Raw genomic sequence first — 15,511 nt, forward strand, 5'->3', positions numbered from 1 at the left:
CTCACTTTGCGGGTATTTTGTGAGCAAAATATACCGTTTGCTAGTGTATTTTACTTTAGTTTTTAACCTAAACATGTTATAATGTAGGACAGTGGTTTATAGGTAATTTTATGAGTTATAATGAAAAAATTTTAGATCATTACGAAAATCCAAGGAATGTTGGTTCTCTGGATAAAAATGATCCAAATGTTGGTACTGGCCTAGTTGGTGCACCATCGTGCGGTGATGTAATGAAATTGCAGATAAAGGTCAATGACAAAGGTGTTATTGAAGATGCAAAATTTAAAACTTTTGGTTGTGGTTCTGCCATTGCTTCAAGTTCCTTGTTAACAGAGATGATAAAAGGAAAAGCTATTGAAGATGTAACACAGATAAAGAATACTCAAATAGTGGAAGAGTTGTCTTTACCTCCAGTGAAGATACACTGTTCGGTGCTTGCTGAAGATGCTATAAAGGCTGCTATTCATGACTATCAAAGCAAACAAAGTAAAGGTGGACATTGAGAACTAAAGCATGAGTGAATATCAAGGAGTAAACGCTATAAAGAAAGATAAAAAACTTATCACTATAACTGCAAATGCAGTGGAGAGGATAAGGTATTTATTGGACCAAAAGAAGCATACTAACCTTGAGAAACCGGAAGAAGCAATAGGAATAAGAGTGCTAATTAAACAAAAAGGATGTTCTGGTTTAAAATATGATATTGAATATGCGTATGATACTCGTCCTTTAGAGTCGATAATTGAGGAAAACTGTAGTGATGGCCAAAAAGTTAAAGTGTTGATCGATCCAAAATCCGTCATGTTTATTCTTGGCTCTGAAATGGATTATGTAGAAGAAAAATTTTCATCGGGTTTTGTTTTCAAAAATCCTAATGAGAAAGGAAAATGTGGTTGTGGAGAGAGTTTTCATGTCTAGCAAATATTTTGCATTGTTTGAAATTGAACCAACTTTCAATATCAGCTTTGATGAGTTAGAGAAAAAATATATTGAGCTAAGCAGGACTGATATAAACGAAGGACAATCTAAAAATATAATTAATATTAACAAAGCTTATCAAGTGCTAAAGTCACCACTAGAACGTGCCAAGCATTTGTTGAATCTTTTTGGTGTGGAAAGCCCAAAGGATCATCCAAATTCTGAAATATTAAATGAATCAATGGAAATAAGAGAATATTTGCTGGACTGCGATGATCTACAATTTGCAAGTAGGATGGTTGATGAAAAAATAAAAGATTGCGTTAAAAACCTAATTAACACTTTTGCTGTAAAGAATTTTGATGGAGCTGCTACACAGGTTTTAAGATTGAAATATTTGTATAAGTCACTTGAGGAGATGAAGAAAAATGCAGCCAATTCAAATTTCTGAACCAAGTTCAAATGAGGTAGTTTTTGGTATAGATCTTGGCACTACTAACTCTTTAATTGCTATGGTAAATAAAGCTGGCAACGTGGAGATATTTAAAGATGAGCAGGGAAGAGAGCTACTGCCTTCTGTTATTTCGTATGAAAATAATACATTGAAAACTGGCTGTGACGTCAGTCAAAATGCAATCTACTCAATAAAGCGTTTAATGGGTGAAAGTGTTGAAGAATTAAATAAAGAAGGCCTCAATTTTGAAATAGATAACGAAAGTGAAAAAGTTATTAGAGTAAAATGCTCAGAGGAGAAGTATCTTACTCCTGTTGAGATTTCTGCTGAGATATTAAAAGCTTTATGCGAGAGGGTAAAAAAATCCACAGGGATAAAAGTGAAAAAAGCAGTAATTACTGTGCCAGCTTACTTTGACGATTCAGCACGTAACGCAACTAAATATGCAGCAAAATTAGCTGGCATAGAAGTTCTTCGCCTCGTTAACGAGCCAACCGCTGCAGCGCTTTCTTACTCCATTGAAAAGAACAATAACAGTGGAATATATGCAGTTTATGACCTTGGTGGAGGAACATTTGATATTTCAATATTGAAATTACATCAAGGAGTGTTTCAAGTCCTTGCGGTTGGTGGTGATACCAAACTCGGCGGTGATGATTTTGATCACCTACTAAGTTCAATTGTACTTGATAAGTATAGAGAAAAAGTAGGTTTAAACAAGGAGTCGACAACACACCTTAATGTCATTCCAACACATAACGCTGGAACCTGTAATATCCGTACCGCGAAAGAATACTTAAGTGAAAATGCATCAGGCACTTTTGGCTTTAACATTAACGGCAAGCCATTTGAATGTGAAATAACTAGAGAGAAGTTCGAACAGGCAATAAGTCCTTTAGTTAATAAGACTATCAATATAGTCACTCGTACTATAAGCGACATAGATCTTAAAATTGATGATATAAAAGGAGTAATTTTAGTTGGTGGTGCAACTAGAACACCATTGGTTCAAAATTCACTAGTCAAGCTCTTTGGAAATAAAGTACTAAGTGACGCAGATCCAGATAAAGCAGTGGTCATTGGAGCAGCTTTGCAGGCTCATTCTGTTCTCCTTGATGTTCTACCTTTATCACTTGGCATAGAAACTATGGGAGGCATAGTTGAAAAAATCATACCAAGAAATACACCACTACCAGTTTCAGAGATAAAAGAGTTTACAACTTATGTTGATGGGCAACCAGCAATGAAAATTCACGTTTGTCAGGGAGAACGTGAAATGATAGAGGATAACAAATCTCTAGCGCAGTTTGAACTAAAAGGTATACCGCCACTGCCTGCAGGTTCTGCAAGAATTGAAATAGAATTTACAGTTAACGTTGACGGGATCTTGACTGTTACTGCAAGAGAAAAAGCTACTGGAATTGAGCAGACAGTTGAAGTAAATTCAAATTTTGGCTTGAGTGAAGCTGATGTTCAAAATATGGTTAACCAGTCAATAAACAGCTTTGATGAAGATATGAAGGCTCGTTCCCTTGCAGAGGCTAAAATTAACGGTAACAAGCTCATACATCTAGTTGAAAATGTTTCCACTGATCAAAAGTTGAAAAACCTATTACAAAACGCAAAAAACGCTTTACAAGGCAATGACTTGAATGAAATTAACAACGCTATCGCTGAGTTAGAAAGTTCTGCTTTAGAATTATGTGAATTAACAGATAGGTAGAGTTTACACAACTTTATGCAATATCCTGTCAAATCTCAGAGCAACAGGTAACCTGAAATTAAATGGTAACCAATCGAACTTCCCCAATTTAAACGATAAACCAACTATACTTACACGCCCAATGATATTTTCCATTGGTACAAAACCAACTTCAGGAAACCTGCTATCCAAAGAATTATTTCTATTGTCTCCCATAACAAAAAATTGATCGTTAGGTACATAATAAACCGGAGTGTTATATGATAGCTTATTAGAAATGTTATCTATCAAAATCTCATGCTCCTTGCCACTTAAAAGCGTTTCTATATATCTTGGTATGTTACGATTTGACTCATAATCAAAAAAACTTTCAATTTGCCTTCGCTCTACTTTCTGATCATTTAGGTATAATTCTCCCTCTATCATTTGCACTTTGTCACCTGGTGTTCCTATTACTCGCTTAACAAACCTGATGCTGTCATTTCTTGTGGGTTTGAAAACTACTATGTCGCCACGCTTTGGAAGGGTATAAAAAATCCTGCCGCTAAAAATGTTTGGAGAAAATGGAAATGAGTGTTTACTGTAACCGTATGAATATTTACTAGTAAAAATGTAATCCCCTTCAAGTAGGGTGCTTTTCATTGAACCAGAAGGTATATGAAATGGCTCAAATAAAAAACTACGTATTGATAGCGCAATCAACAGTAAAAAAAACAATGAAGATAAAAATCTTCCCGTTCTTATCACCCAGTTTTTGCTTAGTTCTTCCAACTTTTCCAACTTTGTTTTTCTTATAGATTAAGCTTATTATAATACATAAATTAAAAAATGGTAATATGAAATTTTACTTGTGAATGTTATTCCTCTATTCAAAACAATTTTGAAAAGGCGGTTCATTTCTTTCAACGGTGTCATCCAAGTAGCGTGACACATAACCGTACGAACATTGCAATTTGCAGGTGGCAGATGAAAGTAGGCTGACACTGGTTTCTGCAATCTCATCGAAAACGTTGTAACCACTTTCTATGCTAATTTGCTTGTAAGCAACCTGGATCCCAGTGTCGGCTACTTGGATGACACCATTATAGAGTGAACCAGTGTCAGCTATTTTCATGACACCATCTGGATGCAAATTTCCTTAAATGTTCGTAAACTTAAAACTTTACTTTAGGTCAAACTGCTGTATAGTGGCTTTATAGCTTTAGTTTTACAATGAATATACCTAGTATAGAAAATTGTGATCTTCACAATAAAACCGTCTTACTCAGAGTTGACTTCAATGTTCCTATAAAAGATGGAGAAATTCGTGACGTCACTCGTATTTTGAGAGCATTGCCTACTATTGAGTATTTAGTGAATGCAAGTGCAAAGATTATTATTATATCGCATTTCGGACGCCCAAAGGCCAGAGACAATAATCTGTCGCTAAAAAATGTAATTGACACTTTATCGCAGTTACTAAATAAAAAAGTGAAATTCATTGATGATTGCGTTGGTGAAAAAGTGCAAAAAGCAGTGAGTGCTATGGATGCAAGAGATATAATATTACTAGAGAATCTAAGATTTTATAAAGAGGAAGAGCAGAGTGACTCAAATTTTGCCAAACAACTAGCATCTCTAGCGGATATATATGTAAATGATGCATTTTCTTGCTCTCACAGAGCTCACGCTTCTATTTCACGCATTACAGAGTTTTTACCTTCCTACGCGGGATTTTGCTTACAAGATGAGCTAAAGTATCTTGAAAAAGCTGTATCGTTTAAAGCTAAACCTATTACTGCGATAGTTGGGGGAGCCAAAATGTCAACTAAGATAAAAATGCTTATAAAGCTAACAGAAAAGGTTGATTACCTACTTCTCGGAGGTGCAATTGCTAATAATTTTTTGTTATTTAGCAAAGTAAATATAGGAAAATCTTTCTTTCAAAATGGTGTTGACGACCTTCTACATAATATTGTTGAAACAGCAAATAAAAACAATTGCAAAATAGTTGTGCCAGAAGACGTTCTGGTTGCAGTAAACTCTGATTACAGCACTAGTATTTCAAGAAGAACTGAGTCCATTTTGGACGGTGATATAATTTTGGATATCGGACCACAAACTTTGAGTACAATAAGCAGTATAATAGCAAGCAGTAAGACTCTGCTGTGGAATGGACCTATTGGTGTTTTTGAACATTCAGCTTTTGCAAGTGGTACAATAGGGGTAATGAAAGTCGTAAGTGACTTAACGTACAAAGGAAAGTTAACCAGCATAATAGGAGGAGGTGATAGTCTATCTGCAGTAAGCGCTGCAGGCCTTACCGATAAGGATTTTACATGTGTTTCCACTGGTGGAGGAGCGTTTTTAAGTTGGCTGGGTGGTGATGAAATGCCAGGAGTTGCTGCTCTGCAAAAATGATTAGATTAAAACTTTTTTAAATTGTTTCTTACAGGCTAGCTTTTTTGTGAACGTGATTATGTCGAAGACAGTTAAACTAATTTTATGTTTAATAATACCAATAATAGGATTGATTTTTTATATTAAGGATCATTATTTTCACACCGGCTATGTAGAAGAAAATGTTAAGGTCAATTTTGAACCATTTTTCAGTTCACAACCAGGTTATATACCACCGTTTCCAGAATTAACTGACTTCGATAGAGGAGTGTTGAAAGTTTGTGGAGATTGGGGAGCACATCCAGATAAAGAAGATTTCAAAATTTTACTTAGTTGTCCGCAGCATCAAGAAGTAGTGAAAGGAATATATGATAAGCTTGATCATCAAGTGATTACGCCAGATGCGGATTTGGAGTTATTTAAAGATGAACTGGCTAACATTTGGTTTACAAATAGTGGAAGTGAAAAAGAAACTATAGGGTTTGGACATATTTTTTGTGGTGAGCCAAACGATAAATTAGGTGATATGCATTTTGTAGGTAGATATGTTGAAGCTCAAGAAGATAAATGGGCAGGTGCAATTTGGAATGATAAATCCCTATGCAATAAATCAGATATTAAGCCACCAGTTTATACATTTGGAATGAAATATTTGGGTAAGGATGGGGAAGTTGAAAGTTAAATGCCCAAATGGATACGCATATAACCTTCATGCCGATGATATTTTAATTTCTGCAACTAAGGCGTTCAAGGAATTAGGAAAAGATGGAATGTGCCTATATGAAATGGAAGATGACAATTATCAATCAGTGTTTGTAAGAAAGAATGATGCTATACTCACGTTCTATCCCGACTTAACACCAAAATGTGATGATAAGAGTACTAATTGTAGTTGCAATAAATCTTAATTTCAAAACCAATAGGGTGAACAAATGATAAAAATGTTATAGCCAATTTATGCTGACCCAAGCAACACCCGCGGTATCTCATCCGCTAACTAATAGCGGAATGACGGTTTTTCAAATTGTCGGTTTACACTTCAAAAATCAGGTAAACCTTTCTTAGGTATATTTTCAAACTCACCAATTAAAGTTTTTATATCTTGCGGTAAATCAGAGACAAATTCCATGTATTCCTTACTTTTTGGGTGGTATAAGCCCAGTGTATAAGCATGTAGTGCTTGCCTATTGAAATTATGAATGAAACTAGAGTTTTTAGCATATTTTGTGCTTTTACTACTATTTTTTCCGTAAACTTGATCACCAACTATGGAATGTCCTATGTGGCTCATGTGGACTCGAATTTGGTGTGTTCTGCCTGTTTCTAAAGTGCATTTAACCAGGCTTGCTTGTCCTATAACTTTTTGCACTAAGTAGTGAGTGATTGCTAATTTGCCTGTGATTTTTGTTACACACATCATTTCTTTATTACCGCGTTTGGGAGCAATGTTAGTTTTTATCGTGCCTTGCTGAGAAGATAATATTCCCCAAATTACTGCTAAGTATTCCCGCTTTACTTTACGATTTGATAACAACTCAGACAAAAAACCATGGGCTTCCTCATTTTTTGCAATGACCATCAGCCCACTGGTATCTTTATCGAGTCTATGAACAATTCTTGGTCTTACATCAAGGTGAGCGATAACTGCATTTAAGAGCGTATCATTGTTTGTCCCAGCACCTGGGTGCACTGTTAATCCACTTTGTTTACTCAGAACTATAATGTCCTCATCTTCATAGACGATATCAAGTTTTATGTCATAATTAGGCTCAATTGATGTGGATATGTCAGGTTGAACGAGATGCACCACATACTCTTCATCTGGTTTTACTATATGGTCATTATTAATTATCGGTGTGCCAAGTAATTTCACCTGCTCATTCTGTATCAATCTTTGCGCTTTACTGCGTGATATATTGCATTTTCCAGCTATATAGGTGTCTAACCTTAATTTCTCTTTATCATTATTAACACTTAAGGTTATTACTGAGTGATCTATAGTGATTTACCCCGCGCCATTTCCCATGCTGCTTGAATATTTTGATTTACGAAATCAACTTTTGTACTAGGAAGATCACCTTGTTTTTTAATATGGCAAGTTGTTTGAGAGCCATCTTTCCAGTGAATTATTATCTTGTTATCAAAATTCCATAATGTTGCTTCACCAATCTTTTCTCCTTTACCACCTTTTTCTTCCAGCTTAATAGATTCTAGTATGTAATGTAAAAATTCACTTGGGTTGCCATTTATACTTTTCTGCCACTTATTTATTTCTTCTTGCTCAGGAGATTTTTTCTTTAACTTGGCGTTCTCTTCTTGCAAGTCTTTTATTTCTTGTTGTAATTTCAAGTCTTTATTTTCCTTACGCAATACATTTCTTTGTTTCTCCAGTAGATTAGTAATACTATCCACGCTTTCAGAACTAGAAGAGCTATTACCACTACCAGGTTGGTTTTGATTATTTTCCTTTTTTTTTAATACCCTCTCCAATGCTTTTATTTTCTTTTTTAGCTGCCCTATCTCTTTTACTCCTTTTTTCCAATACACTCGTTGTGCATTAGGTACTTCATCACTACTTGTCTGTTCATCTTGAGGTAACTGGTCGTTTTCTCTTCCTCCAGGTGCATTAGGTACTTCATCACTACTTGTCTGTTCATCTTGAGGTAACTGGTCGTTTTCTCTTCCTCCAGGTGCATTAGGTACTTCATCACTACTTGTCTGTTCATCTTGAGGTAACTGGTCGTTTTCTCTTCCTCCAGGTGCATTAGGTAATCTTTCATCTACAAAAGTCGCTCCGGATAATCCCATACGGGCTCCAGGTTTAAGTCTAGATATTCTATCTTCGAGAGTCTCTGCCAATCTACTTAGATTATTTACTAAATCTTTTATACTTATCTTATCCAATTTTTTTTGTACATCCTTGCCAACTCCCTTACATAACTCATCAACACTTTTGTCAATATCTTCCAGATATTGAATTATCGCTTCATTTGCAGTTGCTTCTACTCCGTCTACATTTTGTTGTATGCTTTCTTTTAAATTATTCAGTAAAGTCTCAATATCCTTTCTTATGCCATCAAGCGTTTTCTCAATTTTAATATTTGCAGGCTTTAAAAGACTGTTGTCAAACAGGTAACAAACTTCATTGACCAAATGAGTTAGGCGCTTATCAAGTAATTTTATCAATCGAGATATAGGATCATTCTCCTCTTTACTTTCAAATTTATTCTCCATTACCGACACAACAATACCTTTTCTACATGGGAGTAGAATATCTAAGTTATCGAATTTTTTAACAATATTGCATGCGTTATTTACTTCATTACTTTTACTCAATGCTATACATATTCCAGCAATGAAGACAGCACTCACGAATGCAATGAAAGTCCATTCTTCCCAACCATGAACATTGGCAAAGCTAAATTTATTTTGTATCAATGCACCAACTACAATCAGACCGCTCAGCACATATGGCACAGTAAGCAAAATAACTTTATTTCTATTCTCTTGTCTTTTGTTTTCCAATATTTCTCCCTGTCTTTTAGAGATTGGTAAAACTATTGAAAAACCTTGCTTTTTATCGACCAAATCAGGAACAATTTCTATTGTTAATGCATTTTGGGCAATCTCATTTATTTCATTACTTTTTCCACCTCGAATTTTTATATCTATTGGGCTATCACCATCTTTTGATTTCTCATTTTTTATTTCTTGCTTGTATATATATCTTAGAGCAAGAGAGGTTAATAAAACTACTCCAAGAATAACAGAAACCAGAAAGTAAGTTGGCATTAATGTTGGGTTAAAAGTAGCAATAAAGCTTAAATCGTTAAGGGTTATTATCATTGCAGTTACGTAGGCTAGAGAAAATTGAAGCCAAGTATTCACGGCTGCTATAGATAGGGTATTATTTACAGAATATTTTTTTGCTGCACTCCATGCTTTAGGGAGAAAACCAATGGCATCATTTATTCTGGCTACATTATGATCGTGAGTTAGGTTGAGGTTTAAAGAATTTCCTTCTTGAGTACCTGAATACATAAGTTTCCTTACATTTAAATTTAATTAATTATATGTTAACAACACTTTAAAATCAAGCTTTTTAACTTATGCCAAGGCCGGTTAGAGCGCACTGTATTAATCTTTACGTAACGATTTGTTAACCAAATTGAATGTGTGCCATATGTTTTTAGATTGGTGTATTTAATAGTTCTAGTATTACAAACTGAATAGTCGAATTCACTTAATTGAATTATTAAATCAACTTTATCACAATTTTCTGAAATATCTTCTTTTTTATAAGCAAGCAGTACTGATTTATTATTTCCTTTATTATATATACAGCCATAATCGTTGCACTTTAGTCTTTTATCTGGATTGCTATATTTTGTATGATTCAAAATTTGGTTCTGCCCATTTTGTTTCGCCCATGTTTTGACAACAAAGTTCCTATTTTTTCTGGTGAGAGAATATAGTAAGTTACCACTCTCCTTTGCAGCAACATTATCAGCATTTATTAGGATGTCGGGGGTTTTATATGCGGTGCTAAAGCAAATACCTAGTACAATAAAGAAAATTCCGAAGAAACGCCAATTTCTTTCCCACAAGCACAGCCACAATAAACCAAGTGTTATGATAATAATTGATGAGGCAGGAAAAGTACTAATGGGAATAACCAAATATTGAAGACTAGCGATTGCATTTGTTATATACAAGATACTGTCATTGGGCGCTCTATAAATGGCTCTATAATCCATTCAATACCTAAAGGAATCAATAAGACATAAATTATTCCAAGTGGAATAATAATTAATGTAACTATTGGTATAGCAACTAAATTTGTGATAATACCACTAATTGAAAAATAATTAAAATTGTATATCGTGTACGGAACAGTTGCTAAACTTGCTATTACTGAGCTGATCATTATCGACACAAAATATTTCATTATTTTTATTTTGAACAATTTATTAGCATTAATTTGATAACTGGCAACCAGTGCCAAAACCGCAGAAAATGACATCTGAAAGCCTGGCTTTAAAATTGCTTCTGGTTCTACTTATACCAATTCCCATTACAAGGCAACCAGATGGACAATGATGGAAGAAAAGCCATAATGAAGCAAGTAAAATAGTTGAGGTATAAATGGCATTAAGATTAAAATTATTGGATGAAAAAGTAGTAGAATCAGCAAAAGAAATGCTGAAGAAAGTAAGGAACAATGCATATGTTTCAAAAAAACTAAATGCTGTAATTGCAGCAAAAAAGCACAGTATAGCGGCTGTAGCAAAAATATATTGCATTTCAAGAAGCGCACTAACTTCGTGGGTAAAACTCTTGAAATTTGGCAGAAAAGAAAAACTGTTTACTCCTCCACAACGGCGTAGAAAAACTAAATTAAATCAGGATCAACTACGGCAAATTGAAGAGTGGATAGAAGAAAATCCTAATATTACCATTAAAGAAATGAGAATAAGAATCCAGGAAAAGTTCGGATTAAATATCAGCAAATCTACAGTACACCGCTATATGCAAAAGATGAAATTCTCATATATTACACCCAGACCAGTTCATAATGGACAAGATAAAAGCAAACAAGAGGAATTCAAAAAAAAATCTCAATGGAGCTATTAGCAAGTATCCAGAAAAAGAGCTATTTTTCTTTGATGAATCAAGGTTTGGCACACATTCAAAGGTTGGACATGGGTGGTTTAAAAAGGGGATTAGAACACAGGTTAAAACAAAATTAGTTAGGCAAAATTTCTATCTCTATAGTGCGGTTAATCCTAGAAATGGAGAGAGTTCTAGCTTATTTGCACCAAATGTCAACACTGATTGCATGAACATATTTCTTGAGCAGATGTCGCAATATCTAGAAACACGAGAGGCTTTTCTCGTTATGGACTGTGCTAGTTGGCATAGGTCAAAAAATTTAAAGGTAGCTAAAAATATCGACATTATATACCTACCTACATATTCACCTGAGCTAAATCTTGTTGAGAGGCTTTGGTTATATATAAAACAGAACATTTTGCGCAATAAAATATACGATACAATTGCTCTGCTTTAGGGTGCTTTGTGCAAATTTATTACTTCTCTTGCCAGCTCCACAATTAAACAACTCTGCAATTTCTCCTATTTGACTGACCAATAATGAGAATTGGTATAAGATATGTCGTTGTCATGATGTTATTTCCACATCTACTTGAATCTGTTACTCCAATAGGTTCTTTACTTGTAAACATAGTGCTGTTCGCAATGGTCTTTTATCCTGAAAAACCTAGAGAATTTCTATTTAATGATAATATTCAAAATGATTCATGCTCTGCAGTGAATGAACTAGACTTATTAAGTAAGCAGTCTGAAGTTAAATGCATGAATGAAACGGCTAATGATGTTAATCTCACTGCTACTAACTTATTTTCAGTCCTGATACAGCAAATACCTTGTGAAGTGAAATCTCCTTGTGTGAGTGTACCTGCTTGATACGTAGTACTTAATCAGAAGATTTCTCAGATAAATATTGAGCCAGAATTTCGATGCCTTCATCAATTTCTTTCTCGGTGATAATTAGTGGAGGTAAAATTCTCACAACGTTATTTGATGTTACCCCAACAGTAAGCAAGCCGCGATAACTTAGCTCTTCTGCAAACTTTTTATTGTTTGCTTTCACCTTTATTCCAAGCATTAACCCTTTCCCTCTCACTTCTTCTATTATTGGAAATTTACTTGCTAAGTCTTCTAATTTATTTTTTAAATACTTACCTCTAATTTCAACATTTTTCAAAAAGCCAGGACTGAGCAATTCTTCGAGCACAGCATTACCTACTGAGGTTGCAAGCGGATTGCCACCAAAAGTGGAACCGTGCATACCGACCGCCATATACTTAGCAGCCCTTTCAGTTGCAAGACAAGCCCCTAGCGGAAAGCCTCCTCCTATTCCCTTTGCAAGAGCACATATATCAGGTTCCACTCCTATATGTTCGTATGCGAATAATTTTCCTGTCCTACCAGCACCGCATTGTACGCAATCAAAAAATAACAATATGTCATTTTCATCACACAGCTTTCTTAGCTCTTTCATAAAGACTTCATTCATTACTTTGATACCGCCTTGCCCTTGTATTGGTTCTATTAATATAACGCCTATACCACTTGAAATTGCTTTCTTTACACTCTCAATATTGGGCTCGATATTATCACACCAATCAATACAGGGACTCAGTAATTCAGAAAATTTCTGTTTATCGTTTGCAGCACAAGTTAGGAAGGTTCTTCCATGAAATGCACCATGGAATGTTAAAATTCTGTGACGGTTTTTATTGCCTTTTCCGTTTTGATAGACCCTAGCAATCTTAAGCCCACATTCTACTGACTCTGATCCAGAATTTGAGAAAAATACAGTGTCAGCGAAACTGTTGTTTATTAATTTTTCTGCAAAATTATTGGCAGCAGGTATATTATAGGTATTTGATATATGCCATAATTCTTCTCCTTGCAATTTTAGAGCACTAATTAATCGCGAATTGGTGTGACCTAAGCTACTAACGGCTATTCCAGAGTGAAAATCTACGTAGCGCTTACCGTCAATATCGTACAAGTAAATACCTTTACCATAAGAAAAATTTATGTTAACAGGAGAATAAACTGGCAAAATAGGAGAAATTGTCATAAAATATTATATGCTAAATTTTATTATTAATAACATAAAAACCGTTGTTTCACAATAAGAAGGATATGTATAAGCTAGGTAAATCAATGTTTTCTGCGCTGGAGAAAAACAAATACACAAAAGTTATTGCATTACTCTCATCGATCTTTATGATTTTATTCAGTGTGATATATTGTAATTATTTACTAAGGAGTAATTTCCTTTCTTCTTACCGTGATTCAAGTGTAAACTTAAAAAGTATACTGGAAAATGGCATAATAAAAAAATACCATTGTTTACTAATAGAAAAGCATCACATTAAATACAAAAATTTTGACTACATAAACCAACTGGTAAAACTGCGTGCTGAATTATTACAATCAGTGAGCAAAGTAAAGGATTTCAGCTTAATACTGTATGATCAAAACAGCAGAATAATATTCAGTAATTTTAACACTCAAGATTATGATTATGAACAGTTACTTACAAACGATGAAATTGATGAACTATTAAGTAACCAAGAAATATTTTATACTACAGGAAATACATTAACTTCTATTTTTCCTATATTCCATGAAAATAGCGTTAAACCGTCGTTTTTTTTGAAGATTCTTCGAAACTACAATAATTCTTATGTTATAGCATATGGCCTATTTTTAACATTTTTGGGCTTATTATTAATAATTTTAATATTAATAATGTTCTATTTGCACTTTTCTAATACCCAAATGCTAGCCAAGCAACATAAAACTAACATTGAATTACAGCAGATAAAAGAGGCATTAGAGCAAGAAAATGCAAATAAGCTAAAATTTTTTGCAAGCGTTACACATGAATTACGCACACCTCTTAATGCTATTATTGGATTTGCGGAGTTGATCAAAAATGAAACTTTAGGTTCAATGGATAACTCTCAATACAAGGAGTATGCAGACGATATATATAATGCAGGAACACACTTACTTAGCTTAATTAATGATGTGTTAGATTTTTCAAAAGCTGAATCAAGTAGTTTAACAGTAGAAAAAGTGAAGTTTAACCTGAACAAAATAATAGATTCATGCGTAAATATGCTACTACCTAAATTAAAAGAAGCCGGGATTAATTTAAAAAAAGAGATGACTAATAAACAATTATTGGTCATTGCAGATCCTAAGAGAATGAAACAAGTTATAATAAATTTATTATCAAACTCAATCAAGTTTACTCCCAAAGATGGTTTAATAAGAATGGTGATAAAAGAAAATATAGAAAAAAACTTATTAACTATTGAGTTTCATGACAATGGAATAGGAATAATGCAGCAGGATATATATAAAGTTATGTCTGTTTTTGGCCAAGCAGATTCGGGATATAGAAATGAAGGTACGGGCATCGGATTACCGCTAAGCAAGAAATTAGTAGAGTTAATGGGTGGAACTTTCGACATTAAAAGTGAAGCAAAACTTGGTACTACGATAACATTGAACTTCTTTTATGAAGAACAAACATGTGAAGATTCGATTGATTTTTAATAGGATCTATTTGATATGGTCTTGAAAACCACACTTTATCAAAAGCAGCAAGCCGAGAAGGTAGATACCGTCTGGCTAGTCAACAAGAAAATTATAAAAATTGAATCTCAAGCTGTATTGTAAAATCAAAAAATACTTCTAACTGTGTAGCGGTATACAGATTATAGTTAGTGGATATGTTGATAAGTAAATTAGTTATACCAATTCCCGCTATACAAGTAACGGATAGACAATAATGGAAAAAAGCCATACTGGAGTAAGTAAAATAGCGAGGTTTAAATGGCATTAAGATCAAAATTATTGGATGAAAAAGTGAGCAAAAGAAATGCTGAAGAAAGTCAGAAATAACACATATGTTGCAAAAAACTAAATGCTGTAATTGCAGCAAAAAAGCATAGTATAACAGCCGTAGCAAAAATATGTTGCATTTCAAGAAAGGCACTTACTGCATGACCTAAAATTTGGCAGAGAAGAAAAATTATTTGCTCCACCTCAACGCCGTAGAAAAACTATATTGAACCAAAGCCAACTTGAACAAGTTGAAGCATGGATACAAGAAAATCCCAACATTACCATTAAAGAAACGAGAATAAGAATTCAGGAAAAGTTTGGTTTAGCAAGTCTACAGTACACCGTAATATGCAAAGAATGAAATTCTCATATATCACACCAAGACCAGTGCATAACGGACAAGATAAAAGTAAACAAGAGGAGTTTAAAAAAAAATCTTAATGAAACTATTGTCATGTATCCTGAAAAAGAGCTGTTTTTCTTCGATGAATCGCGGTTTGGCACACATTCAAAGATTGGACACGGGTGGTTTAAAAAAGGCATTAGGACACAGGTTAAGGTAAAACTACTATAAGGACTATCTTGTACGTTGGGATCAGCTC

Annotated in this window: 11 protein-coding genes and 4 pseudogenes; 10 read left to right on the forward strand and 5 right to left on the reverse strand. The window is 34.2% G+C overall.

All coding sequences use genetic code 11. From position 1 onward, the window contains the following. The first annotated feature begins 110 nt into the window (after positions 1 to 110). From iscU to hscA, 4 genes are read left to right on the forward strand one after another with little or no spacing between them, the layout of a single operon-like run. Positions 111 to 503, forward strand: coding sequence for a Fe-S cluster assembly scaffold IscU (iscU, locus tag OPR24_RS00695; protein ID WP_096617533.1), 393 nt, complete (start codon positions 111 to 113; stop codon positions 501 to 503). A 10-nt stretch (positions 504 to 513) separates the two neighbouring features. Continuing rightward, on the forward strand, positions 514 to 918 hold the full coding sequence (locus tag OPR24_RS00700) for a HesB/IscA family protein (protein ID WP_265033424.1): 405 nt from the start codon (positions 514 to 516) through the stop codon (positions 916 to 918). Beyond that, positions 911 to 1,369: an iron-sulfur cluster co-chaperone HscB C-terminal domain-containing protein gene (locus OPR24_RS00705; protein WP_265033426.1), complete on the forward strand. Its 459-nt coding sequence runs from the start codon at positions 911 to 913 to the stop codon at positions 1,367 to 1,369. Before OPR24_RS00700 ends, OPR24_RS00705 begins: the two co-directional genes overlap by 8 nt. Continuing rightward, entirely contained in the window at positions 1,347 to 3,095 is a 1,749-nt protein-coding gene (gene hscA / locus OPR24_RS00710) for a Fe-S protein assembly chaperone HscA (RefSeq protein ID WP_265033427.1), read from the forward strand. The genes OPR24_RS00705 and hscA overlap by 23 nt, the downstream gene beginning before the upstream one ends. Before the next feature lie 3 nt (positions 3,096 to 3,098). Here the strand turns inward: hscA and lepB are convergent, their stop codons facing one another. After that, a complete protein-coding gene (lepB, locus tag OPR24_RS00715; protein ID WP_265033428.1) occupies positions 3,099 to 3,845 on the reverse strand; it encodes a signal peptidase I in 747 nt (248 codons plus the stop codon). A 441-nt stretch (positions 3,846 to 4,286) separates the two neighbouring features. Between lepB and OPR24_RS00720 the strand changes: the two genes are divergently transcribed. Together OPR24_RS00720 and OPR24_RS00725 are read left to right on the forward strand one after the other, a co-directional pair. After that, positions 4,287 to 5,474, forward strand: a complete 1,188-nt coding sequence (locus OPR24_RS00720) for a phosphoglycerate kinase (RefSeq protein ID WP_265033430.1) — start codon at positions 4,287 to 4,289, stop codon at positions 5,472 to 5,474. A 58-nt stretch (positions 5,475 to 5,532) separates the two neighbouring features. Further along, a pseudogene (locus tag OPR24_RS00725) lies at positions 5,533 to 6,361 on the forward strand (EndoU domain-containing protein). A gap of 131 nt (positions 6,362 to 6,492) precedes the next feature. On the opposite strand, the gene OPR24_RS00735 reads toward OPR24_RS00725, so the two are convergent. From OPR24_RS00735 to OPR24_RS00745, 3 genes and pseudogenes are all read right to left on the reverse strand, one after another. Continuing rightward, complete coding sequence (locus tag OPR24_RS00735; RefSeq protein WP_265033957.1) at positions 6,493 to 7,458, reverse strand: RluA family pseudouridine synthase; 966 nt, start codon at positions 7,456 to 7,458, stop codon at positions 6,493 to 6,495. Beyond that, positions 7,449 to 9,494 carry a hypothetical protein gene (locus tag OPR24_RS00740; RefSeq protein WP_265033435.1) on the reverse strand — a complete coding sequence of 682 codons (2,046 nt, stop codon included), beginning with the start codon at positions 9,492 to 9,494 and terminating at the stop codon, positions 7,449 to 7,451. The genes OPR24_RS00735 and OPR24_RS00740 overlap by 10 nt, the downstream gene beginning before the upstream one ends. A gap of 35 nt (positions 9,495 to 9,529) precedes the next feature. Beyond that, positions 9,530 to 10,512 (reverse strand): annotated as a pseudogene (locus OPR24_RS00745) (ComEC/Rec2 family competence protein); the annotation flags it as partial. An 86-nt stretch (positions 10,513 to 10,598) separates the two neighbouring features. Between OPR24_RS00745 and OPR24_RS00750 the strand changes: the two are divergent. Beyond that, positions 10,599 to 11,607: pseudogene (locus OPR24_RS00750) on the forward strand (IS630 family transposase). Next, entirely contained in the window at positions 11,607 to 11,939 is a 333-nt protein-coding gene (locus OPR24_RS00755; protein WP_265033437.1) for a hypothetical protein, read from the forward strand. The pseudogene OPR24_RS00750 and the gene OPR24_RS00755 overlap by 1 nt, the downstream one beginning before the upstream one ends. A gap of 10 nt (positions 11,940 to 11,949) precedes the next feature. Here the strand turns inward: OPR24_RS00755 and OPR24_RS00760 are convergent, their stop codons facing one another. Next, a complete protein-coding gene (locus OPR24_RS00760; protein WP_265033439.1) occupies positions 11,950 to 13,125 on the reverse strand; it encodes an aspartate aminotransferase family protein in 1,176 nt (391 codons plus the stop codon). Positions 13,126 to 13,190: 65 nt separating this feature from the next. Between OPR24_RS00760 and OPR24_RS00765 the strand changes: the two genes are divergently transcribed. Both OPR24_RS00765 and OPR24_RS00770 read left to right on the forward strand, forming a co-directional pair. Further along, positions 13,191 to 14,618 carry a sensor histidine kinase gene (locus OPR24_RS00765; RefSeq protein WP_265033440.1) on the forward strand — a complete coding sequence of 476 codons (1,428 nt, stop codon included), beginning with the start codon at positions 13,191 to 13,193 and terminating at the stop codon, positions 14,616 to 14,618. Between the two features lie 279 nt (positions 14,619 to 14,897). Beyond that, positions 14,898 to 15,477 (forward strand): annotated as a pseudogene (locus OPR24_RS00770) (winged helix-turn-helix domain-containing protein); the annotation flags it as partial. Positions 15,478 to 15,511: the final 34 nt, after the last annotated feature.

Origin of the sequence: Wolbachia endosymbiont (group A) of Sicus ferrugineus (assembly GCF_947251515.1) — a bacterium.
Lineage (GTDB): Bacteria > Pseudomonadota > Alphaproteobacteria > Rickettsiales > Anaplasmataceae > Wolbachia.